General features: G+C 59.6%; 19 protein-coding genes. 8 read left to right on the top strand and 11 right to left on the bottom strand.

What is annotated here, in order from left to right; genetic code table 11:
* The first annotated feature begins 7 nt into the window (after nucleotides 1–7).
* Nucleotides 8–973 carry a diguanylate cyclase gene (locus ACIONG_RS05985; RefSeq protein WP_103303497.1) on the top strand — a complete coding sequence of 322 codons (966 nt, stop codon included), beginning with the start codon at nucleotides 8–10 and terminating at the stop codon, nucleotides 971–973.
* Between the two features lie 379 nt (nucleotides 974–1,352).
* Here ACIONG_RS05985 and fabI read toward each other — a convergent pair whose 3' ends face one another.
* The 8 genes from fabI to gloB all read right to left on the bottom strand — a co-directional run bounded on the left by fabI (nucleotide 1,353) and on the right by gloB (nucleotide 12,169).
* Nucleotides 1,353–2,096, bottom strand: a complete 744-nt coding sequence (gene fabI / locus ACIONG_RS05980) for an enoyl-ACP reductase FabI (RefSeq protein ID WP_401297578.1) — start codon at nucleotides 2,094–2,096, stop codon at nucleotides 1,353–1,355.
* 70 nt (nucleotides 2,097–2,166) lie between these two features.
* Entirely contained in the window at nucleotides 2,167–3,777 is a 1,611-nt protein-coding gene (locus ACIONG_RS05975) for an ABC transporter ATP-binding protein (RefSeq protein ID WP_401297395.1), read from the bottom strand.
* Between the two features lies 1 nt (nucleotide 3,778).
* Complete coding sequence (locus ACIONG_RS05970; protein WP_401297393.1) at nucleotides 3,779–4,798, bottom strand: ABC transporter permease; 1,020 nt, start codon at nucleotides 4,796–4,798, stop codon at nucleotides 3,779–3,781.
* A 1-nt stretch (nucleotide 4,799) separates the two neighbouring features.
* Nucleotides 4,800–5,873, bottom strand: coding sequence for a microcin C ABC transporter permease YejB (locus tag ACIONG_RS05965; RefSeq protein ID WP_401297392.1), 1,074 nt, complete (start codon nucleotides 5,871–5,873; stop codon nucleotides 4,800–4,802).
* Between the two features lie 4 nt (nucleotides 5,874–5,877).
* Complete coding sequence (locus tag ACIONG_RS05960) at nucleotides 5,878–7,719, bottom strand: extracellular solute-binding protein (RefSeq protein ID WP_401297390.1); 1,842 nt, start codon at nucleotides 7,717–7,719, stop codon at nucleotides 5,878–5,880.
* Nucleotides 7,716–9,548, bottom strand: coding sequence for an extracellular solute-binding protein (locus ACIONG_RS05955; protein ID WP_401297388.1), 1,833 nt, complete (start codon nucleotides 9,546–9,548; stop codon nucleotides 7,716–7,718). Before ACIONG_RS05955 ends, ACIONG_RS05960 begins: the two co-directional genes overlap by 4 nt.
* 290 nt (nucleotides 9,549–9,838) lie before the next feature.
* The gene (locus ACIONG_RS05950) at nucleotides 9,839–11,302 is read right to left on the bottom strand and encodes a transglycosylase SLT domain-containing protein (protein ID WP_103303503.1); all 1,464 of its coding nucleotides are present in this window, start codon (nucleotides 11,300–11,302) and stop codon (nucleotides 9,839–9,841) included.
* Nucleotides 11,303–11,401: 99 nt separating this feature from the next.
* Complete coding sequence (gene gloB / locus ACIONG_RS05945) at nucleotides 11,402–12,169, bottom strand: hydroxyacylglutathione hydrolase (protein ID WP_401297386.1); 768 nt, start codon at nucleotides 12,167–12,169, stop codon at nucleotides 11,402–11,404.
* Between the two features lie 66 nt (nucleotides 12,170–12,235).
* Here gloB and ACIONG_RS05940 point away from each other — a divergent pair, with 66 nt between their 5' ends.
* Both ACIONG_RS05940 and rnhA read left to right on the top strand, forming a co-directional pair.
* Nucleotides 12,236–12,994 (top strand): class I SAM-dependent methyltransferase, encoded by a 759-nt coding sequence (locus tag ACIONG_RS05940; RefSeq protein ID WP_103303504.1) that lies wholly within the window; start codon nucleotides 12,236–12,238, stop codon nucleotides 12,992–12,994.
* 91 nt (nucleotides 12,995–13,085) lie between these two features.
* Nucleotides 13,086–13,556: a ribonuclease HI gene (gene rnhA, locus ACIONG_RS05935; RefSeq protein ID WP_064390484.1), complete on the top strand. Its 471-nt coding sequence runs from the start codon at nucleotides 13,086–13,088 to the stop codon at nucleotides 13,554–13,556.
* A gap of 120 nt (nucleotides 13,557–13,676) precedes the next feature.
* On the opposite strand, the gene ACIONG_RS05930 is transcribed toward rnhA, so the two are convergent.
* The gene (locus ACIONG_RS05930; protein WP_213028405.1) at nucleotides 13,677–13,982 is read right to left on the bottom strand and encodes a DUF2388 domain-containing protein; all 306 of its coding nucleotides are present in this window, start codon (nucleotides 13,980–13,982) and stop codon (nucleotides 13,677–13,679) included.
* A gap of 188 nt (nucleotides 13,983–14,170) precedes the next feature.
* Between ACIONG_RS05930 and dnaQ the strand changes: the two genes are divergently transcribed.
* The 3 genes from dnaQ to ACIONG_RS05915 all read left to right on the top strand — a co-directional run bounded on the left by dnaQ (nucleotide 14,171) and on the right by ACIONG_RS05915 (nucleotide 18,060).
* Complete coding sequence (gene dnaQ / locus ACIONG_RS05925) at nucleotides 14,171–14,929, top strand: DNA polymerase III subunit epsilon (RefSeq protein WP_103303506.1); 759 nt, start codon at nucleotides 14,171–14,173, stop codon at nucleotides 14,927–14,929.
* 246 nt (nucleotides 14,930–15,175) lie between these two features.
* The gene (locus tag ACIONG_RS05920; protein WP_213028406.1) at nucleotides 15,176–17,431 is read left to right on the top strand and encodes an Orn/Lys/Arg decarboxylase N-terminal domain-containing protein; all 2,256 of its coding nucleotides are present in this window, start codon (nucleotides 15,176–15,178) and stop codon (nucleotides 17,429–17,431) included.
* Nucleotides 17,432–17,445: 14 nt separating this feature from the next.
* A complete protein-coding gene (locus ACIONG_RS05915; RefSeq protein WP_103303508.1) occupies nucleotides 17,446–18,060 on the top strand; it encodes a GNAT family N-acetyltransferase in 615 nt (204 codons plus the stop codon).
* Here the strand turns inward: ACIONG_RS05915 and ACIONG_RS05910 are convergent.
* Together ACIONG_RS05910 and ACIONG_RS05905 are read right to left on the bottom strand one after the other, a co-directional pair.
* Nucleotides 18,026–18,919: a LysR family transcriptional regulator gene (locus ACIONG_RS05910; RefSeq protein ID WP_401297382.1), complete on the bottom strand. Its 894-nt coding sequence runs from the start codon at nucleotides 18,917–18,919 to the stop codon at nucleotides 18,026–18,028. The genes ACIONG_RS05915 and ACIONG_RS05910 overlap by 35 nt on opposite strands.
* Before the next feature lie 85 nt (nucleotides 18,920–19,004).
* On the bottom strand, nucleotides 19,005–19,235 hold the full coding sequence (locus tag ACIONG_RS05905; protein ID WP_103303510.1) for a hypothetical protein: 231 nt from the start codon (nucleotides 19,233–19,235) through the stop codon (nucleotides 19,005–19,007).
* A gap of 183 nt (nucleotides 19,236–19,418) precedes the next feature.
* Between ACIONG_RS05905 and ACIONG_RS05900 the strand changes: the two genes are divergently transcribed.
* Nucleotides 19,419–19,976, top strand: coding sequence for an NADPH-dependent FMN reductase (locus ACIONG_RS05900; protein WP_103303511.1), 558 nt, complete (start codon nucleotides 19,419–19,421; stop codon nucleotides 19,974–19,976).
* A gap of 156 nt (nucleotides 19,977–20,132) precedes the next feature.
* Nucleotides 20,133–21,416 carry an arsenic transporter gene (locus ACIONG_RS05895; protein ID WP_401297379.1) on the top strand — a complete coding sequence of 428 codons (1,284 nt, stop codon included), beginning with the start codon at nucleotides 20,133–20,135 and terminating at the stop codon, nucleotides 21,414–21,416.
* Nucleotides 21,417–21,777 lie beyond the last annotated feature (361 nt).

The raw sequence follows: 21,777 nt of genomic DNA, 5'->3' as shown, positions 1-21,777 counted from the left end.
GTGTGTGATGCTGGTTCCCGGAAAACCCGCCAATGAAGCAGCGCGAATCCAAGTGCTGCACGGTCTCGACCTTCTCGACTCGGCGCCTGAAGAGCGTTTCGACCGGCTGACACGGCTGGCCAGACGCCTGTTCAACGTGCCGATCGCCCTGGTGACGCTGGTGGACAAGGATCGCCAGTGGTTCAAGTCCTGTGTGGGGCTCAACGCCACGGAAACCTCGCGAGACGTTTCCTTCTGTGGTCACGCGATCCTCAATGACGACCTGCTGCTGGTGCGCGATGCCCGCGAGGACGAACGCTTTCACGACAATCCGCTGGTCACTGGCGAGCCGAACATTCGTTTCTACGCCGGCTACCCGCTGACCGTGCCCAATGGCAACAAGATGGGCACGTTGTGCCTGATCGACACCAAACCCCGTGACCTCGACGAAGAAGAGCGTGCACTGCTGCGTGATCTGGCCGAGATGGCCGAGCAAGAGCTGACGGCCGTGCAAATGGCGAGCATGGACGAGCTGACGTTGCTGTCCAACCGTCGCGGCTTCAAGCAGTTGGCCCAGCATGCGCTGGACGCCTGTGCGCGACTGGAGAAACCGGCGACGTTGCTGTTTTTTGACTTGAATGATTTCAAACAGATCAACGACCTCTACGGCCATGCCGAAGGTGACAGTGCGCTGAAAACCTTCGCCGACGTATTGCGCATCGCCTTTCGCGAAAGCGACGTGGTCGGGCGCCTCGGTGGTGATGAATTCGTCGCACTTCTGACCGGTTCCAGCCATATCGAAACCACCGCAATCATGGCGCGACTCAAGGAAATACTTGAAGAGCGCAATGCTACGTTGCACCGCGGTTATGCGATTCGCTTCAGCGTGGGTCAGATCGAATACGACCCAAAACGCCACGAAAGCGTCGACCGCTTGCTGGCGGATGCGGATGGCGCGATGTATGCGCACAAGCAGGCCCTGAAGCGTATCTAGCCAGGACGCCATCGCTGGCAAGCCAGCTCCCACAGGTTTCACTGATGTACTCAAAATCCGGGTATACCCGAAACCCCTGTGGGAGCTGGCTCGCTCGCGAAGCGGCAGCCCGGCCAACATCGATTTTGCCTTACCCAACACCATCGCTGGCAAGCCAGCTCCCACAGGTTTCTCGGGTGTTCACAAAGTCCCGGTTCACTGCAGATTCCTGTGGGAGCTGGCTTGCCAGCGATGGCGTCTGCCCGTTCAACTTTCATTGACTGACCTACCGCTATCGCGAGCAGGCTCACTCCTACAGGGGGATTTGGGGCGTGGCGGGAATTGTGGGCGCACAAAAAACCCGCCAGAAGAGGCGGGTTTTTTAGTGGCTAAGCGAAGATCACTCTTCGATGTTGCCCATGGCGGTGGTGTTGAAACCGCCGTCGACGTACATGATTTCACCGCTGATGCCCGACGCCAGGTCGGAGCACAGGAAGGCGCCGGCGTTGCCGACTTCGTCGATGGTGACGTTGCGACGCAGCGGGGTTTGCGCTTCGTTGGCGGCCAGCATCTTGCGGAAGTTCTTGATGCCGGAAGCGGCCAGAGTACGGATCGGGCCAGCCGATACGCAGTTGACGCGGGTGCCGTCCGGGCCCAGGGAGCCGGCCAGGTAACGGACGCCAGCTTCCAGCGAAGCCTTGGCCATGCCCATCACGTTGTAGTTAGGCATGGTGCGTTCGGCGCCCAGGTACGACAGGGTCAGCAGGCTGCCGTTGCGACCTTTCATCATTTCGCGGCCGGCTTTGGCCAGGGCCACGAAGCTGTAGGCGCTGATGTCGTGAGCGATACGGAAACCGTCACGGGTGGTGGCTTCGGTGAAGTCGCCGTCCAGTTGGTCGCCCGGGGCGAAGCCTACGGAGTGGACGATGCAGTCCAGGCCGTCCCACTTCTTGCTCAGCGCTTCGAAGACCTTGGCGATTTCTTCATCGCTGGCCACGTCGCACGGGAAGCACAGCTCAGGGCTCGAACCCCAGCCTTGGGCGAATTCTTCAACACGACCTTTCAGTTTGTCGTTCTGATAAGTGAAGGCAAGCTCAGCGCCCTCGCGATGCATGGCGGCAGCGATGGCGGATGCGATGGACAGCTAGCTGGCGACACCGACGATCAGTACGCGCTTACCGGCGAGAAAACCCATGTGTTGCTCCTCTTTCAGGTTATTGCGCAGTGGCTGGTGCCAAAAAAGCGGCTTCCAGCAACTGCTGTGTATACGGATGTTGGGGAGCGGCAAAGATTTCTTGCGCGTCTCCCTGTTCGACCACTTGGCCATGCTTGACCACCATCAACTGGTGGCTCAGCGCTTTAACAACAGCCAGATCATGGCTGATGAACAAATACGTCAGGTTGTACTTGGCTTGCAGTGAACGCAACAGCTCCACCACTTGCCGCTGCACCGTCCGGTCGAGCGCGGAGGTCGGCTCGTCCAGCAGAATCAGCGCCGGTTTCAGCACCAGGGCCCGGGCAATGGCGATTCGTTGCCGCTGCCCACCGGAAAATTCGTGGGGGTAGCGGTGCCGGGTTTCCGGATCCAGACCTACCTCCTTCAATGCCGCAATAATCGCCGCCTCTTGTTCCTCTGCGGTGCCCATCTTGTGAATCCGCAGGCCTTCGCCAACGATGTCACTGACGCACATACGCGGGCTCAGGCTGCCAAACGGGTCCTGAAACACCACCTGCATCTCCCGACGCAACGGGCGAACCTCATTCTGCGTCAGGCAGTCTAGCTGCTTGCCTTCAAAACGAATGGCGCCTTTGCTGCCGATCAGCCGCAAAATCGCCAGACCCAGCGTGGATTTGCCGGAACCGCTTTCCCCCACAATCCCTAGAGTCTGACCCTGAGGCAGGCTGAAATTGATGCCGTCCACTGCCTTGACGTAATCCACCGTGCGCTTGAGCAGGCCTTTCTTGATCGGGAACCAGACTTTCAGGTTCTCGACTTCGAGCAGCGGCGCCCCGATTTTATTGCTCGCCGGGCCTCCGCTGGGCTCCGCGCCGAGCAATTCCCGAGTGTACGGATGCTGCGGCGAACGTAACAGCTCTGCGCACGATGCCTGTTCGACGATGCAACCGCGCTGCATGACACATACGCGATGCGCAATTCTTCGCACCAGGTTCAAATCGTGACTGATCAGTAGCAGCGACATGCCCAATCTGGCCTGCAATTCCTTGAGCAAATCGAGGATTTTCAGCTGAACGGTCACGTCCAGAGCCGTGGTCGGTTCGTCGGCAATCAGCAGCTCCGGCTCATTGGCCAGGGCCATGGCGATCATCACCCGCTGACGCTGACCGCCGGACAATTCGTGGGGCAGGGCCTTGAGGCGCTTGTGCGGCTCGGGGATGCCAACCATCTCCAGCAGCTCCAGCGTGCGCTTGGTCGCGACTTTGCCGGTCAGGCCCTTGTGGATGCCGAGGATTTCGTTGATCTGCTTCTCGATGGAATGCAGCGGGTTCAGCGACGTCATCGGCTCCTGAAAGATCATCGCAATGCGGTTGCCGCGAATGTGACGGATGGTTTTTTCGCTCAGCCCCAGCAGGTTTTGCCCGGCATAGTTGATGCTGCCAGCCGGATGACGCGCCATCGGGTAGGGCAGCAGGCGCAGGATCGAGTGTGCCGTCACCGATTTGCCCGAGCCGGATTCGCCGACCAGCGCCAGGGTTTCGCCACGCTTGATGTCGAAGCTCACGCCTTCGACGACCCGGTGCACACGCTCGCCGAAACCGAATTCGACGGCGAGGTCGCGTACTTCGATCAGATTGTCCTGATTCATTTCACTTCCTCGGGTCGAAGGCATCGCGAGCGGACTCGCCGATAAACACCAGCAAACTCAACATCAGCGCCAGCACGGCAAACGCGCTCATGCCCAGCCACGGTGCTTGCAGGTTGGACTTGCCCTGCGCGACCAGTTCACCCAGCGACGGACTGCCGGCCGGCAAGCCGAAACCAAGGAAGTCCAGCGCGGTGAGGGTGCCGATGGCGCCGGTGAGGATGAACGGCATAAACGTCATGGTCGAGACCATGGCGTTGGGCAGGATGTGGCGGAACATGATCGCACCGTTCTGCATGCCTAGCGCCCGAGCTGCGCGCACGTATTCGAGGTTGCGGCCACGGAGGAACTCGGCGCGCACCACATCGACCAGGCTCATCCACGAAAACAGCAGCATGATCCCCAGCAGCCACCAGAAATTCGGCTGGACGAAACTGGCCAGAATGATCAGCAAATACAGCACTGGCAAACCCGACCAGATCTCCAGAAAGCGCTGCCCGGCCAGATCGACCCAGCCGCCATAGAAACCCTGCAACGCACCGGCAATCACGCCAATGATCGAACTCAACACGGTCAACGTCAGGGCAAACAGCACCGAAATACGGAAACCGTAAATGACCCGCGCCAGCACATCACGGCCCTGGTCGTCAGTACCGAGCAGATTGTCCGCCGAGGGCGGGGCAGGGGCCGGGACTTTCAGGTCGTAGTTGATGCTCTGGTAGCTGTAGGGGATCGGCGCCCACAACACCCACGCATCCTTGGCCTTGAGCAGTTCGCGGATGTACGGGCTCTTGTAGTTGGCTTCCAGCGGGTATTCGCCGCCGAAGGCGGTTTCCGGGTAGCGCTTGACCGCCGGGAAATACCAGTTGTTGTCGTAATGCACCACCAGCGGCTTGTCGTTGGCGATCAGCTCGGCGCCGAGGCTCAGGCCGAACAGCACCAGAAACAGCCACAGCGACCACCAGCCACGTTTATTGGCCTTGAACAGTTCGAAGCGGCGGCGGTTGAGAGGGGACAGGTTCATCTCAATGCTCCCGGCTTTCGAAGTCGATGCGCGGATCGACCAGGGTGTAGGTGAGGTCGCCGATCAGTTTCACCACCAGCCCCAGCAGGGTGAAGATGAACAGGGTGCCGAACACCACCGGGTAATCGCGGTTGATCGCCGCTTCGAAACTCATCAGGCCGAGGCCGTCGAGGGAGAAGATCACCTCGACCAGCAACGAGCCGGTGAAGAAAATGCCGATGAACGCCGACGGGAATCCGGCGATCACCAACAGCATGGCGTTGCGGAACACATGGCCGTAAAGCACACGATGACGGGTCAGCCCCTTGGCCTTGGCGGTGACCACGTATTGCTTGTTGATCTCGTCGAGAAAGCTGTTTTTGGTCAGCAGGGTCATGGTCGCGAAGTTGCCGATCACCAGCGCCGTCACCGGCAATGCCAAATGCCAGAAGTAGTCGAGGATCTTGCCGCCGAAACTCAGTTCATCGAAGTTGTTCGAGGTCAGCCCGCGTAACGGGAACCAGTCCAGATAACTGCCGCCGGCAAACACCACGATCAGCAGGATCGCAAAGAGGAATGCCGGGATCGCGTAGCCGACGATGATCGCCGAACTGGTCCAGACGTCGAAGTGACTGCCGTGCCGCGTGGCTTTGGCGATCCCCAGCGGGATCGACACCAGGTACATGATCAGCGTGCTCCACAGTCCCAGCGAGATCGACACCGGCATTTTTTCCTTGATCAGGTCGATGACCTTGGCGTCGCGGAAGAAACTGTCGCCGAAATCCAGCTTCGCGTAGTTCTTGACCATGATCCACAGGCGTTCCGGGGCCGATTTGTCGAACCCGTACATGTGCTCGATTTCCTTGATCAGCACCGGGTCCAGCCCTTGCGCGCCGCGATAGGACGAGCCGGCCACCGACACCTCGGCACCACCGCCGGCAATACGGCTGGTGGCGCCTTCGAAGCCTTCAAGTTTGGCGATCATCTGCTCCACCGGCCCACCGGGCGCGGCCTGGATGATCACAAAGTTGATCAGCAAAATGCCGAACAAGGTCGGGATGATCAGCAACAGTCGTCGAAAAATGTACGCCAGCATCTGATTACTCCGTGCCCACAGGTTCGGCTTGCAGTTGGTTTTGCACTTCTACCGCAGGTTTCGCATCGGGTTTGACCCACCAGGTGTTAATGCCGATGTCGTACTTGGGGGAAACTTTGGGGTGGCCGATGTGGTTCCAGTACGCCACGCGCCACGTCTTGATGTGCCAGTTGGGAACCACGTAATAGCCCCACTGCAACACGCGATCCAGCGCCCGGGCGTGGGCCACCAGATTTTTGCGTGAATCGGCGTTGATCAGGTTCTCGACCAGTTGATCGACGATCGGATCCTTCAAACCCATGGTGTTGCGGCTGCTCGGCTTGTCGGCGGCGGCGCTCATCCAGTATTCGCGCTGTTCGTTGCCCGGCGAGTTGGACTGCGGGAAGCTGCCGACCACCATGTCGAAGTCCCGCGAACGCACGCGGTTGATGTATTGCGAGACGTCGACGCGACGGATCACCAGATCGATGCCGAGGTCGCTGAGGTTGCGTTTGAACGGCAGCAACACGCGTTCGAATTCGGTCTGGGCGAGAAGGAACTCGATGACCACCGGTTTGCCGGTGGCGTCGACCATTTTGTCGTCGACGATCTTCCAGCCGGCTTCTTGCAGCAACTGATAGGCCTCGCGCTGTTGCGTGCGGATCATGCCGCTGGCGTCGGTCTTCGGGTTCTCGAAGGCTTCGCTGAACACCTGCGCCGGCAGCTTGCTGCGGAACGGCTCGAGGATCGCCCGTTGATCGGCATCAGGCAGGCCGGTGGCGGCCATCTCCGAGTTCTCGAAATAGCTGCGGGTGCGGAAGTAGGCACCGTTGAACAGTTGTTTGTTGGTCCATTCGAAGTCGAACAGCAGACCGAGCGCCTGACGCACGCGTGCATCCTGAAACACCGGGCGGCGCAGGTTGAAGACGAAGCCCTGCATGCCGGTCGGATTGCTGTTGGCGATCTGTTCCTTGATCAAGCGACCTTCGGTGACCGCCGGGATGTTGTAGGCGTTGGCCCAGTTCTTCGCGGTCATTTCCAGCCAGTAATCGAACTGGCCGGCCTTCAGCGCTTCGAGGGCGACGGTGTTGTCGCGGTAGTAATCGGTAGTCATCACGTCGAAATTGTAAAAGCCGCGATTGACTGGCAGATCCTTGCCCCAGTAGTCCTTGACCCGTTCGTAACGCACCGAACGGCCGGCCTTCACTTCGGCGACCTTGTACGGGCCACTGCCGAGCGGAATTTCCAGATTACCTTTGCTGAAATCACGATCGGCCCACCAGTGTTTCGGCAGCACGGGTAACTGGCCGAGAATCAGCGGCAATTCGCGGTTATTGGTGTGCTTGAACTTGAACAGCACCTTGAGCGGGTCTTCGGCGATGACTTCGGCGACATCGCTGTAGTAACCACGAAACAGCGGCGAACCTTCTTTGGTCAGGATGTTGAAACTGAACACCACGTCCTCGGCGCGTACCGGGTGACCGTCGTGGAAGCGCGCTTCGGGGCGCAGGTAGAAACGCACCCAGCTGTTGTCCGGGGCTTTTTCGATCTGGCGGGCGATCAGGCCGTACTCGGTGAACGGCTCGTCGAGGCTATGCTTGGTCAGGGTGTCGTAGATCTGCCCGATGTCATCGGCCGGCACGCCTTTGCTGATGAACGGGTTGAGGCTATCGAACCCGCCGAAACCGGCCTGACGGAAGACTCCGCCCTTGGGCGCATCGGCGTTCACGTAATCGAATTGCTTGAAATCGGCCGGGTATTTCGGCGGCTCGTTGTACAGGGTCACGGCGTGCTGCGGGGCGGCGAAGGCCAGCCCTGCGAACAACAGACCGCTGGCCTGCACGAGCAGGGCGCGGATGGGGCTCATTGATCTTTCTCCGAAGATTTCAGCCACCACGCGCTCAAGCCCAGGGTGTAGGGCGGCGTGGTGACGAAGGCCAACCGGTTGCGGTAGGCCAGACGGTGATAATTGAGGTACCAGTTGGGAATGCTGTAGTGCTGCCAGAGCAGTACGCGATCGAGCGCCTTGCCGGCGGCGACCTGTTCATCGCGGGTTTGCGCAGCGAGCAATTGTTCGAGCAGGTGATCGACCACCGGGTTGGCGATGCCCGCGTAATTCTTGCTGCCCTTGACCCCGACCTGGCTGGAGTGGAAGTACTGCCATTGCTCAAGGCCCGGGCTGAGGGTCTGGTTGAGCGTCATCAGGATCATGTCGAAGTCGAACTGATCGAGGCGCTGTTTGTACTGGGCGCGATCCACCGTGCGCAGGCGTGCATCGATGCCGATGCTATTGAGGTTTTCAATGTACGGCTGGAGGATCCGCTCAAGGTTCGGATTAACCAGCAGCAGCTCGAAACTCAACGGCTGGCCGTTGGCGTTTTGCAGGCGCTGACCGTTGAGCTTCCAGCCGGCCTCGGCGAGCAGGGCCAGGGCTTTGCGCATGGTTTCCCGAGGAATGCCGCGACCGTCGGTTTGCGGCAGGGTGAACGGCTCGGTGAACAGCTTGGCCGGCAGTTGTTCCTTGTAGGGCTTGAGCATCAGCCATTCGTGCCCGACCGGCAGTCCCGTCGCGGAAAACTCGCTGTTGGGGTAATAGCTGGTGGTGCGCTTGTAGGCGTCGCTGAACAGTGCGCGGTTGGTCCATTCGAAGTCGAACATCAGGCCCAACGCTTCGCGGGTCTTCACGTCGGAAAACGTTGCGCGGCGGGTGTTCATGAACAGGCCCTGGCTCTGGGTCGGGATCTGATGCGGGATCTGCGCCTTGATCACGTCGCCACGGCGTATCGCCGGGAAGTTGTAGCCGTTGGCCCAGTTCTTGGCCTGATGCTCGATGTAGATGTCGAACTCGCCGGCCTTGAAGGCTTCGAAGGCGACGTCGCTGTCACGGTAGAACTCGACTTCCATGCGATCGAAGTTGTATTTGCCGCGATTGACCGGCAAGTCCTTGCCCCAGTAATCCTTGACCCGTTCGAAGATCAACTGCCGACCCGGCGTCACCGAAGTAATGCGATACGGCCCGCTGCCCAGTGGCGGCTCAAAAGTGGTCGCTTTGAAATCGCGGTCTTTCCAGTAATGCTGCGGCAGCACCGGCAACTCACCGAGACGCAGAATCAACAGCGGATTGCCCGAGCGTTTCATCACGAAGCGAATGCGCTGCTTGTTGAGGATGTCCACCCGCAGCACTTCCTGCAAAGCCGTGCGGTACAGCGGATGACCTTCCTTGAGCAGCAGGCGATAGGAGAACGCGACGTCGTAGGCGGTGATGGGTGTGCCGTCGTGAAAGCGTGCTTCGGGGCGCAGATTGAAGACGACCCAGCTGCGATCTTCGCTGTACTCCACCGATTGCGCGATCAAGCCATAACTGGACGCCGGTTCATCACCGGACGGCGAGTATTGGCCGGTGCCGACCATCAACGGCTCGTTCAGCTCGTTGATGCCGTACTGAAGGAAATTTGGCGTGGTCACCGGGCTGGTGCCCCTGAAGGTGTAAGGGTTCACCGTATCGAAGGTGCCGAACGCCATCACCCGCAACGTACCGCCCTTGGGCGCTTGCGGGTTGACCCAGTCGAAGTGGGTAAATCTGGCCGGGTACTTGAGCGTGCCGAACTGCGCATAACCGTGACTTTCGGTAATCGTCGCGCTTGCGGTTGAGCTCAAGGCCAGGCTGATCAGGAGCAGGAGGAGGGGACGCTTCAAGTCAGATCCGATCCAGGCGGCTTGGGCTTAGTGGGCCGTACAGTAACAGCTTGTCTGGACAGGAAAAAGATCGGGGGTTAATGGCAGGTTAATCGCTGCGCGATGTTGAGCCTATTTACTTCTGTGGTGAGGGGATTTATCCCCGATGGGGTGCGGAGCAGCCCTTCTTTGTTCTTGAAGAAGCGGACTGCTGCGCAGTCCATCGGGGATAAATCCCCTCGCCACAGGGTTCCGCCTGGCACAAAACAATCGGCAATAAAAAAGCCCCTGAAATTTCAGGGGCTCTTTTATCAACGCGACTGATAAACCGTAAGCATCTGCCCCGGTTTCAACGCCTTGCCCGCACCCGGATTCCAGCGCTTGAGATGTTGCATCTCAACGTTGAAACGCTTGGCGACCACGTACAGCGTGTCGCCGCGTTTGACCTTGTATTGGGTCTGCTGCTGGCTGTCGTCATTGCCTTTGCTTTTGCTGTTGGCCGCAATTACCGTGTTGACCCGGCCGGACTTGCGCGCCGGAGCGCGCTTGGTGGTGTCCTGCATGACGAGGGTCTGGCCGACCTTGAGGTTCTTGCCGGTCAGCTTGTTCCAGCGCTGCAGATCCTTGACTTCGACCTTGTTGGCCTTGGCGATGGAACCGAGGTTGTCGCCACGTTTCACGCGATAGGCACGCTTGAGTTGCGCCACTTCTGATGGATCGGCGCCTTCGAACACCGGTTTCAGTGAACGCGGGCTGATCAGCTCTTCCGGACGCATGGTTTGCAGACTGGCCGTCAGCAATTGCGCCTTCGACGTTGGTACCAGCAGATGCTGAGGGCCGTCGATGGTGGTGCGCTGCTTGAACGCCGGATTGAGCTGGAACAGTTCGTCTTCGTCGATGTTGGCAACGGCAGCAACCTTGGACAGGTCCATGCGCTGGTTGATCTCGACGACCTGGAAGTACGGTTCGTTGGCGATCGGGTTGAGGTTGACCCCGTAGGCTTCCGGTGCCAGTACCACTTGCGACAGGGCCAGCAGCTTCGGCACGTACGCCTGGGTTTCCGCCGGCAGCGGCAGGTTCCAGTAATCGGTTGGCAGGCCAAGCTTCTCGTTACGTTCGATGGCGCGGCTGACCGTGCCTTCGCCGGCGTTGTACGCCGCCAGGGCCAGCAGCCAGTCGCCGTTGAACATGTCGTGCAGACGGGTCAGGTAATCCATCGCCGCGGTGGTCGAGGCGGTGATATCGCGACGGCCATCATAGAAACGGGTCTGGCGCAGGTTGAAGTAACGCCCGGTGGAAGGAATGAATTGCCACAGGCCCACCGCATCGGCGCGGGAATAGGCCATCGGGTTGTAGGCGCTTTCAATCACTGGCAGCAGGGCCAGTTCCAGCGGCATGTTGCGTTCTTCGAGGCGTTCGACGATGTAGTGGATGTAGAGACTGCCGCGTTCGCCGGCATTCTCGAGGAAAGAGGGATTACTGGCGAACCACAGGCGCTGTTGCTCGATGCGCGGGTTTACGCCCAGGCCTTCCTGCAACTGGAAGCCTTGGCGCATGCGCTCCCAGATGTCCTGGGGAACCTGTGGGCTGGGCTTCTCGCTCAGCCAGATCGGCTTCTGCTTGGCTCGCGCAGCGATATTCGGCGTATGCGTCGCTTCAGTCTGCGGAGCATGGCTGGAACAGCCCGCCAGCGTGGCGGACACAGCCACCGCAATGGCTTGCGCCAGGCGGGTCAATGCGTCTGAATTGACGGACTTACGTATGGATGACGACATTGGCTGGAAGTAAGTTCCGGGCAAAAATGTCGGGCGATTCTAGAAAGCGCACCCCTTGCGGTCAACCATTCAGAATTTTTGTACCAAGCCGTGAGTCACTTAGAACTTATCTTTCCATGCCCGCAGGGCCGCAAAAACCTCACTCGGCGCCCGGTTTTGAGCGCCTGTCCGTTCGTCCACTTTTTGTGTAACTAATGTTTCAGAGGTGCGCAAAAACGGATTGGTGAGCTTTTCCAGGGCAAGGGTCGAGGGCAGGGACATGACGCCGTTCTGCCGTTGCTGGGTGACTTTTTCCAGACGGGCGGCAATGTCCGGGTTGGTCGGTTCGACCGCAGCGGCGAACTTGAGATTGCTCAGGGTGTATTCGTGCGTGCAATAGACCAGCGTGTCTTCCGGTAAAGCGGCAAGGCGGCTGAGCGAGTGGTGCATTTGCTCCGGCGTGCCTTCGAACAAGCGGCCGCAACCGGCTGCAAACAGGGTGTCACCGCAGAACAGCAGGCCGTGGTGATAATAGGCAATGTGTCCCAAGGTGTGACCGGGCACCGCATAGACATCGAAGTCCCAGCCGAGCACGCTGATGTTGTCATTGTCTTTGAGGGCCACGTCCCGCGCCGGGATGTTTTCGCTGGCCGGGCCGTAAACTTTCGCACCGGTCGCCGCTTTCAAGCGTTCGACGCCACCGACATGGTCATGGTGATGGTGGGTGATCAGAATGTCGCTCAGCACCCAGCCCGGATGGGCGGCGAGCCAGGCCTGGACGGGCGCGGCATCGCCCGGATCGACCACCGCGCAGCGTTGGCTGCGGTGATCCTGTAACAACCAGATGTAGTTGTCGGTGAACGCGGGCAGGGCACTGATCTGTATCATCGTCGGAATTCGCCAAGCGGAAAACATTGGCGCATCTTAGTAGTTCCTGGCGCGTTGGAGAATGACATGACCGATAAAGCGTTCGCTCAGGCCGATCCCGACTGGCTGGCGTTGATCAGCGCCGCCCGCGAATGGCTGTCGGGCCCGCTCGGGCAGTTTCTGCTCGATGAAGAGCGGCGCATGCTCGAAGACGAGCTGGGCCGGTTCTTTGGTGGTTATCTGGTGCATTACGGGCCATCCGCCGAAACCCCGCCGGCAGCGCCGCAAGTGCAGCGTAATGTGCGCCTCGGTGCGCCGTTGCCCGGTGTCGAAATCGTCTGCGAAGAGCAGGCCTGGCCGCTCAGCGAACATGCTGCCGATGTCGTAGTAATGCAGCACGGTCTGGATTTCTGTCTGTCGCCCCACGGTTTGCTGCGTGAAGCGGCGAGCAGCGTGCGCCCCGGCGGGCATCTGCTGATCATCGGCATCAACCCCTGGAGCACTTGGGGCCTGCGTCACGTATTCGCCCACGATGCCTTGCGTCAGGCCCGTTGCATCTCGCCATCGCGGGTCGCCGACTGGCTCAATCTGCTGGGCTTTGCGCTGGAGAAACGCCGCTTCGGGTGCTATCGTCCGCCGCTCGCGTCGCCCAAGTGGCAGGCCCGTCTGGCCGGCTGGGAGCGCAAGGCCGGTGACTGGCAATTGTCGGGTGGCGGCTTCTATTTATTGGTCGCGCGCAAGATCGTGGTCGGGCTGCGGCCGCTGCGTCAGGAACGTCGCGAGCCGATGGGCAAGCTGATTCCGCTGCCGATGGCCAAGGTCAACCGTCGCCGTATCGAACCGTAAACCTTCTTTTATTTGTGGCCGGGTGTGTCCCGGCCCGGGCTATCGTCGATCCGTGATCGGTGAGGCAAACATTTATTCTGGATAGAGTGGCATGAGCGAAAGCGTTGAAAGCGTCGACACCGTAGAACTGTTCACCGATGGCGCCTGCAAGGGCAACCCCGGCCCGGGCGGCTGGGGCGCCTTGCTGGTGTGCAAGGGCGTCGAAAAGGAACTGTGGGGCGGCGAGGCCAACACCACCAACAACCGTATGGAGTTGCTCGGCGCCATCCGTGGCCTCGAAGCGCTCAAGCGCCCGTGCGAAGTGCTGCTGGTGACCGACTCACAGTACGTGATGAAGGGCATCAACGAGTGGATGGCCAACTGGAAAAAGCGCGGCTGGAAAACCGCTGCGAAAGAACCGGTAAAAAATGCTGACCTGTGGAAGGAGCTGGATGAGCAGGTCAACCGCCACAAGGTCACCTGGAAATGGGTGCGTGGGCACATTGGGCATCACGGTAACGAGCGGGCTGACCAACTCGCCAATCGTGGCGTAGATGAAGTTCGCGGTTACAAGCAGACCTGAGTCGTTCCTGACGTACTGCGGTGCGGCCATTCTCGAGCAAGCCCGCTGCCACAGGGGCTTTGTGCACGACACAGATCCAATGTGGGAGCGAGCCTGATCGCGAAGAACGATAACGCGGACTCACAGAATCAAAATAGCCTCGGCCAGTTGCTGGTCGGTGTATTCCGAATCCTTCAGCACCTCCCTGATCCGCAAAAACGCCGCCTCCATCCGCGCCCCGCGAATCTCCCCGCCACTCCCCACAAACGCCGCCGCATCATCTTTCGCCGCCAGCACAATCTTCTCGTCCTTGAACGATCCGCTGGTGCCTTTGCTGGAGCTGAGAATCAGGCTCATGGTGATGTCGGTGCTGATGACGAAACTGGTGGCATGCGCTTGCGCAATCAGCAAACAGCCGCCCAGCAATAAAACCTGTGCAGTCTTCATGACGCGTTCAAATCCGTGGGAAACAAGCCGCGCACGCTAACAAGTCGATTCCCGGCAGACTTTATGAACATTGCTAATGATTGTTAAAAACTGCATGAGCGCCGATCACCTGGCGGTGCGCGACTCACCCTGCGGGCGTGTTAACATCCGCGTTTTTGCACGATTGCCCCGTTGAGAGCTGAGCACTGATGGCCACCAGATCCGTTGTACTCGATACCGAAACCACCGGCATGCCGGTGACCGATGGTCACCGGATTATCGAAATCGGTTGTGTCGAACTGATCGGTCGGCGCCTGACGGGCCGGCATTTTCACGTTTATCTGCAACCGGATCGCGAGAGTGATGAAGGCGCCATCGGCGTCCACGGCATTACCAACGAATTCCTGGTCGGCAAGCCACGTTTTGCCGAAGTCGCCGATGAGTTCTTCGAGTTCATCAAGGGCGCACAGCTGATCATCCATAACGCGGCGTTCGACGTTGGCTTCATCAACAACGAATTCGCCTTGATGGGTCAGCACGATCGCGCCGACATCACGCAGCATTGCTCGATCCTCGACACCCTGATGATGGCCCGGGAACGTCACCCGGGGCAGCGCAACAGCCTCGATGCGTTGTGCAAACGTTATGGCGTCGACAACTCCGGCCGTGAACTGCACGGCGCTTTGCTCGACTCGGAGATTCTCGCCGACGTTTACCTGACCATGACGGGTGGCCAGACCAGCCTGTCGCTGGCCGGCAACGCGTCGGACGGTAATGGTTCGGGCGAGGGCGCGGACAACTCCGCTACCGAAATCCGTCGTTTGCCGGCTGATCGTCGGCCAAGCCGGATCATTCGTGCCACAGAAGAAGAGCTGGCGGCGCATCAGGTGCGCCTGGAAATAATCGCCAAGTCTGCCGGTGGCCCGGCGCTGTGGACTCAGATTGCCGAGGCTGACGCCCAAGCCTGAGAGATCTTCTGTGGCGAGGGAGCTTGCTCCCGCTCGGCTGCGAAGCAGTCGCAAAACCTGTACACCCGTTTTGTCTGAAAGAGTGCGAAGGGGATGCTTCGCGCCCCAGCGGGAGCAAGCGCCCTCGCCACAAAAGCAGTACGCCGGCGCATGAAGCCAAGTGGCCACCCTCGCGCCTTTCGCTGCAACCCTCTACCCTGAGTGCATTGGCGGATCCGAAACCGCCGCCTCAGGACACTGAGCCCCATGTACAAAGATTTGAAGTTTCCGGTGTTGATCGTCCATCGCGACATCAAGGCCGACACGGTCGCCGGTGACCGTATCCGTGGCATCGCCCGGGAGTTGGAGCAGGAAGGTTTCAGTATCGTTTCGGCCACCGATTACGCCGAAGGGCGTCTGGTGGCTTCGACCCATCATGGCCTCGCGTGCATGCTGATTGCCGCCGAGGACGCCAGCACGAATTCGCATCTGTTGCAGAACATGGCCGAACTGATCGGCCTGGCGCGGGTGCGCGCACCGGATCTGCCGATCTTTGCCTTGGGCGAACAGGTGACTCTGGAGAACGCCCCGGCCGATGCCATGGCCGAACTCAATCAACTGCGCGGCATTCTTTATCTGTTCGAAGACACCGTACCGTTCCTCGCCCGGCAAGTGGCGCGGGCGGCGCGCAAGTACCTGGACGGCCTGCTGCCACCGTTTTTCAAAGCGCTGGTGCAGCACACCGCCGATTCCAATTATTCCTGGCACACCCCCGGTCATGGCGGCGGCGTGGCGTATCACAAGAGTCCGGTGGGGCAGGCGTTCCATCAGTTCTTTGGTGAAAACACGCTGCGTTCGGACTTGTCGGTCTCGGTGCCGGAACTGGGTTCGCTGCTCGATCACACCGGCCCGCTTGCTGAAGCTGAGGCAAGGGCGGCGCGCAATTTCGGCGCCGATCACACCTTTTTCGTGATCAATGGCACCTCGACCGCCAACAAGATCGTCTGGCACTCGATGGTTGCGCGCGACGATCTGGTGCTGGTCGATCGCAACTGCCACAAATCGGTGTTGCACGCGATCATCATGACTGGCGCGATCCCGTTGTACCTGTGCCCGGAGCGTAATGAGCTGGGGATCATCGGCCCGATTCCGCTCAGTGAGTTCAGCCGCGAATCGATCCAGGCCAAGATCGATGCCAGCCCGTTGACCAAGGGCCGCGCACCGAAAGTGAAGCTTGCGGTAGTGACCAATTCGACCTACGACGGGCTCTGCTATAACGCCGAGCTGATCAAGCAGCACCTCGGCAACAGTGTCGAGGTGCTGCACTTCGACGAAGCCTGGTACGCCTACGCGGCGTTTCACGAGTTTTTCGCCGGGCGCTACGGCATGGCCACCTCGCGCAGCGAAGACAGTCCGCTGGTGTTCACCACCCATTCCACGCACAAACTGCTCGCCGCGTTCAGTCAGGCGTCGATGATCCATGTGCAGGACGGCGGCGCGCGGCAACTGGATCGGGATCGTTTCAACGAAGCGTTCATGATGCATATCTCGACGTCGCCGCAGTACAGCATCATCGCCTCGCTGGATGTCGCTTCGGCGATGATGGAAGGCCCGGCCGGGCGCTCTCTGTTGCAGGAAACCTTTGACGAAGCCCTGAGTTTTCGCCGTGCGCTGGCCAATCTGCGGCAGCACATCGCGGCCGATGACTGGTGGTTTTCGATCTGGCAGCCGCCGGGAGTCGAAGGCATCGACCGCGTGCAAACCGCGGACTGGCTGCTGCAGCCGGACGCCGAATGGCACGGTTTCGGCGAAGTCAGTGACGATTACGTCTTGCTCGATCCGATCAAGGTCACGTTGGTGATGCCGGGCCTTAATGCCGGCGGCGCGTTGAGCGAGAAGGGCATCCCCGCCGCCGTGGTCAGCAAGTTCCTCTGGGAGCGCGGGCTGGTGGTGGAGAAGACCGGGCTGTATTCGTTTCTGGTGCTGTTCTCCATGGGCATTACCAAAGGTAAATGGAGCACGCTGCTTACCGAGTTGCTGGAATTCAAACGCAGTTACGACGCCAACGTCAGTCTGGCCACATGCCTGCCGTGTGTCGCACAGCAAGACACCGCGCGCTATCGCGGCATGGGCCTGCGTGATCTGTGCGATCAATTGCACGCCTGCTATCGCAGCAATGCCACCGCCAAACATCTCAAGCGCATGTACACGGTGCTGCCGGAAATCGCCATGAAACCGGCTTACGCCTACGATCATCTGGTGCGCGGTGAAGTCGAGGCGGTGCCGATCGATGAGCTGGAAGGCCGGGTTGCTGCGGTAATGCTGGTGCCGTACCCGCCGGGCATCCCGTTGATCATGCCCGGCGAGCGCTTTACCGAATCGACCCGCTCGATCATTGATTACCTGAAATTTGCCCGCACGTTCGATAGCAGCTTTCCCGGTTTTGTCGCCGATGTGCATGGACTGCAACATGAAGATGAAGGCAATGGACGGCACTACACCGTCGATTGCGTAAAGGAATGAGGACTTTTCCCAGTATGCAACCGGTCATGAATCCGAAATACCCAGGGCTGTCGGTGCGGGTCGCCGATGAAGGTTTTGCGCCTTATATCTGGGGCAGCGACTTCAGTTTTGAAGTCAGCGCTTATGGTGCCGCGGTGATCGGCAAGCCAGTCGAGCAATGGCTGGTGACGCCGATCGTGCCGTACCGCAAGTGCTACGGCATCGATCCCGAGGAATTCAGCAGTTTCCATAAAGCCGCCGACAGCGCGATTTTCATGGCTTACCTCGATGACGAGCCGGTCGGCCATCTGGTGATCAGCACCAACTGGAACGGCTTTGCCCATATCGATGAACTGGCCGTGCACGCGCCGGCACGTCGTCACGGTGTGGCCAAGGCGTTGCTCGATGTCGCACAGTTCTGGAGCCGCAAGAAGAAGTTGCCGGGGATCATGCTGGAAACCCAGAACAATAACCTCGGAGCCTGCCGGTTGTATGAACGGTGTGGCTACGTGATCGGCGGTATTGACCAGTTACGTTATCGCGGCATCGACCCGAATACCGCCGAAGTGGCGCTGTTCTGGTATCGATTGTTCGATAATCCGCTGGAACACGCGGTCAACTCGACAGCATCGCCTCGGCTTGTTCCGTGAGGATCGCCAACAGGGTGTGAATGGCTGCGGGGGTGGGTGCGTGTTTGAAGGTCAGCGCGTAGACACTGATCGGCACGGCCGGTGACAACGGGCACACATCGAGGCCTGCGCTGCGGGCGCCAAGGGCCGTGAATGGGTCGACGATGGCCAGGCCTTCGCCGGCCTCGACCATGCTGCGCATCATCTGGTGGGTTTGCACCCGGGTCTGGATGCTCGGTGCCGGGCGCAGGGCCTGGAGTTTGTTTTCCAGCGCCGGGCTCAGTGGGTCCTGGCCTTCGAGGCCGACCATCGCTTGCCCGGCCAGGTCCTGCAGGGAAATGTATTTCTGCTTCGGTTGCAGCCAGCCGTGGGGCGCGAGCAATTGCAGCTTGCCCTGGGCCAGTGGCTGGCAATTGATGTCGGGATGTTCAGGATCGTGCAGGCTCAGCCCCAGATCGCTCTCGCGCAACAACAGGCTGCGGACTATGTCGCGAGTCGCTGCGCTGATCAGGCTGCAAGGTGCGTCGGGCAAGCGTCGGCGCAGGGCGGCCAGACTTTGCGGGAGCAATTGCTGAGCCAGCGGCGGGGTGCCGATGATGCGGACGGGCGGGGCGAGGTATTGCTTGAGGCTGCCGGCCAGCCGTTGCACCGGCTCCAGCGCCTCATAGACATGAGCGATTTCGACCTGTAGCGTCCGTGCCTCGGGGGTCGCCTGCAAGCGTCCGCGAACGCTGGCGAACAGCATGAACCCCAACTGACTTTCGGCTTCGCGCAAACGCTCTTCGACTTCGGCCACTGGCAATTGCAGCCATTCGGCGGCGGTGCCCAGGTGACCGGTCTGCAAGAGCGCCTGAATCACTTCGATATGACGTAAACGCATGCGTGAAGTCCATGTTCAGCAGGTGGGGGCAGTGGCTGAATCCTACCCCAAGTCTGCGTATATGACTTCAGCTCATAACGCCGGGTTATGAAGCGATGGTTGGCTCAGGTTCGCGAACCAGAGTAATGCCTGACTGAACCAGCAAAAACTCGTTGTCGCTGACCTTGTTGACGCGATCGCCAATGGCCAGTTTGTAAATAGGCTCCGAGCCAGTGGAACCGTCTGCCGACGGGTTGGATTCCTGGAATTCATGCACGGAATAAACGCGGCCTTCCGCATCTCTTGCATGGAACTGACCGACGAGTACTGCTGCCATCTGCTTAGAACCTCTGGAGATAAAACGCTTGATTTGCGGCTTGGTAGACCGTCATCAAGGCCTGTAAGTTTTCCTACAGGAAAAAAATAATCAGCACGCGGGAATTTCCCTTGCCTGCTGGTGGAATCGTCACCGAATCATCTATAACTAGTGGCTCCTCCCACGGACCATCGAGAGTCTTCCATGAGCAATGTCTACAACGTCGCTGTAGTGGTCGGTAGCCTGCGCAAAGCTTCGATCAATCGCAAGGTCGCTCTGGCACTGGCCGAGCTGGCCCCCTCGAACCTCAAGCTTGAGATTGTCGAAATTGGCGATCTGCCACTCTATAACGAAGACATCGACGGCGATTCACCGCCGGCAGCCTACAGCACTTTTCGGCAAAAAGTGGGTTCATCCGACGCGGTGCTGTTTGTAACCCCCGAGTACAATCGTTCCGTGCCTGCACCGTTGAAGAATGCCATCGACGTCGGTTCGCGGCCCTATGGCAAGAGTGTCTGGAGCGGCAAGCCGGGCGCGGTGATCAGTGTTTCGCCGGGTGCCATCGGCGGTTTTGGCGCCAACCAGCATTTGCGCCAGTCGTTTGTGTTTCTCGATGTGCCATGCATGCAGCAGCCTGAAGCGTATCTGGGCGGCGCGGGGTCGGCGTTTGATGAGGCGGGCAAATTGAGCGAGACAGTGAAACCTTTCCTGCAAAAATTCATCGATGCTTATGGGCAATTCGTAGAACATCACAAAAAATAAGCCAAACACGGAACACGATGTAGGAGTGAGCCTGCTCGCGATAGCGGTGTATCAGTCGACTGATTGGTAACTGACAGTCCGCTATCGCGAGCAGGCTCACTCCTACAGTTTTTTGTGTTGGCTTCACTACTCCATTTCAATTTAAGGCTGTTGCGGATGCTTGCTGCGTCACTGATTTTCCTCCTGACCATTACCCTGGTGATCTGGCAACCCAAAGGCCTCGGCGTCGGCTGGAGTGCGACGTTGGGCGCCGTGCTGGCGCTGATTTTCGGCGTGGTGCACCTGAGCGATATCCCGCTGGTTTGGCAAATCATCTGGAACGCCACTGGTACCTTCGTCGCGTTGATCATCATCAGCCTGCTGCTCGACGAGGCCGGTTTTTTTGCCTGGGCCGCGCTGCATGTAGCGCGATGGGGGCGCGGCAGCGGGCGCAAGTTGTTTGCCTTTATGGTGCTGCTCGGGGCATTGGTCTCGGCGCTGTTCGCCAATGACGGCGCGGCGCTGATTCTCACGCCGATTGTTATTTCCATGTTGCTGGCACTGCGGTTCTCGCCGGCGGCGACGCTGGCGTTTGTCATGGGCGCAGGGTTTATCGCTGATACGGCGAGTCTGCCGCTGGTGGTGTCGAACCTGGTCAACATCGTCTCGGCGGATTTCTTTCATATCGGCTTCAACCGCTACGCGGCAGTGATGGTGCCGGTTAACTTCGTCAGTGTTGCGGCGACGCTGGGCATGCTGCTGTGGTTTTTTCGCCGTGACATTCCGGCTGATTACGACCCTGAACAGCTCGAACATCCGGAAACCGCCATCCACGACAAAGCCACGTTTTATGCCGGTTGGGCGGTGTTGGCGATTTTGTTGATTGGTTGTTTTGCGCTGGAGCCGCTGGGTATTCCGATCAGTGCGATTTCCGCCGTGTGCGCGGCGTTGCTGCTGGGTATCGCCGCCCGTGGCCACAAGATTTCCACGCGCAAGGTAATGAAAGAGGCGCCGTGGCAGATCGTGATTTTCTCGCTGGGCATGTATCTGGTGGTCTATGGCCTGCGCAATGCCGGACTGACCGGGTATTTGGCGGGGTGGCTGGATGTTTTTGCCGGGCATGGTGTGTGGGGCGCGGCGCTCGGGACCGGGGTGCTGACGGCGTTGTTGTCGTCGATCATGAACAATTTGCCGACGGTGCTGATCGGGTTGCTGTCGATTGATGCCAGTCAGGCGAGCGGGGTGATCAAGGAGGCGATGATCTATGCCAACGTGATTGGCAGCGATCTGGGGCCGAAGATCACGCCGATTGGCAGTCTGGCGACTCTGCTTTGGCTGCATGTGCTGGAGCGTAAGGGGATCCGGATTGGCTGGGGATATTACTTCAGGGTCGGGATTGTGCTGACGGTGCCGGTGTTGTTGGTGACGTTGGCGGCTTTGGCTTTGCGGTTGTCTTTTTAACGCTTTCGCCTGGCGGCGACTTACTTTGGCAAAAGCCCCAAAGTAAGCAAAGGTCTTTACCCTGACGTCCGGCCCTCGCTGTGGCTCGGGTTCCTTCGCTCCGGGGTTCATCCGGGGCATCGCCTCCGGTTTGCTTCGCTGCACCTCCTTTCGATGTCCTCCCCGGATGAACCCCTCCGCTCAGCCTGCCGACGGGCCTTTTAAGATCAAGAGCGGTACTCGAGCTAACGCTCATTGTGTTGAGTGGTGAAGGTCAAAGGCAGTACTCGAGCTAACGCTCATTGTGTTGAGTGGTGAAGGTCAAAGGCAGTACTCGAGCTAACGCTCATTGTGTTGAGTGGTGAAGGTCAAAGGCAGTTAC

Source organism: Pseudomonas sp. NPDC087817 (genome assembly GCF_044742875.1).
GTDB lineage: Bacteria > Pseudomonadota > Gammaproteobacteria > Pseudomonadales > Pseudomonadaceae > Aquipseudomonas.
The sequence above is the reverse complement of the archived record's forward strand: the minus strand, read 5'-3'. Positions and strand labels throughout refer to the sequence as shown.

Coding starts and splice junctions, on each gene's coding strand:
- ACIONG_RS05985 (WP_103303497.1), top strand. CDS start 8: ATGCTGGTTCCCGGAAAACCCGCCAATGAAGCAGCGCGAATCCAAGTG.
- ACIONG_RS05910 (WP_401297382.1), bottom strand. CDS start 18,919: ATGCGTTTACGTCATATCGAAGTGATTCAGGCGCTCTTGCAGACCGGT.
- ACIONG_RS05970 (WP_401297393.1), bottom strand. CDS start 4,798: ATGAACCTGTCCCCTCTCAACCGCCGCCGCTTCGAACTGTTCAAGGCC.
- ACIONG_RS05930 (WP_213028405.1), bottom strand. CDS start 13,982: ATGAAGACTGCACAGGTTTTATTGCTGGGCGGCTGTTTGCTGATTGCG.
- ACIONG_RS05960 (WP_401297390.1), bottom strand. CDS start 7,719: ATGAGCCCCATCCGCGCCCTGCTCGTGCAGGCCAGCGGTCTGTTGTTC.
- ACIONG_RS05920 (WP_213028406.1), top strand. CDS start 15,176: ATGTACAAAGATTTGAAGTTTCCGGTGTTGATCGTCCATCGCGACATC.
- ACIONG_RS05965 (WP_401297392.1), bottom strand. CDS start 5,873: ATGCTGGCGTACATTTTTCGACGACTGTTGCTGATCATCCCGACCTTG.
- ACIONG_RS05950 (WP_103303503.1), bottom strand. CDS start 11,302: ATGTCGTCATCCATACGTAAGTCCGTCAATTCAGACGCATTGACCCGC.
- rnhA (WP_064390484.1), top strand. CDS start 13,086: ATGAGCGAAAGCGTTGAAAGCGTCGACACCGTAGAACTGTTCACCGAT.
- ACIONG_RS05915 (WP_103303508.1), top strand. CDS start 17,446: ATGCAACCGGTCATGAATCCGAAATACCCAGGGCTGTCGGTGCGGGTC.
- ACIONG_RS05940 (WP_103303504.1), top strand. CDS start 12,236: ATGACCGATAAAGCGTTCGCTCAGGCCGATCCCGACTGGCTGGCGTTG.
- dnaQ (WP_103303506.1), top strand. CDS start 14,171: ATGGCCACCAGATCCGTTGTACTCGATACCGAAACCACCGGCATGCCG.
- ACIONG_RS05895 (WP_401297379.1), top strand. CDS start 20,133: ATGCTTGCTGCGTCACTGATTTTCCTCCTGACCATTACCCTGGTGATC.
- ACIONG_RS05900 (WP_103303511.1), top strand. CDS start 19,419: ATGAGCAATGTCTACAACGTCGCTGTAGTGGTCGGTAGCCTGCGCAAA.
- ACIONG_RS05905 (WP_103303510.1), bottom strand. CDS start 19,235: ATGGCAGCAGTACTCGTCGGTCAGTTCCATGCAAGAGATGCGGAAGGC.
- gloB (WP_401297386.1), bottom strand. CDS start 12,169: ATGATACAGATCAGTGCCCTGCCCGCGTTCACCGACAACTACATCTGG.
- ACIONG_RS05975 (WP_401297395.1), bottom strand. CDS start 3,777: ATGAATCAGGACAATCTGATCGAAGTACGCGACCTCGCCGTCGAATTC.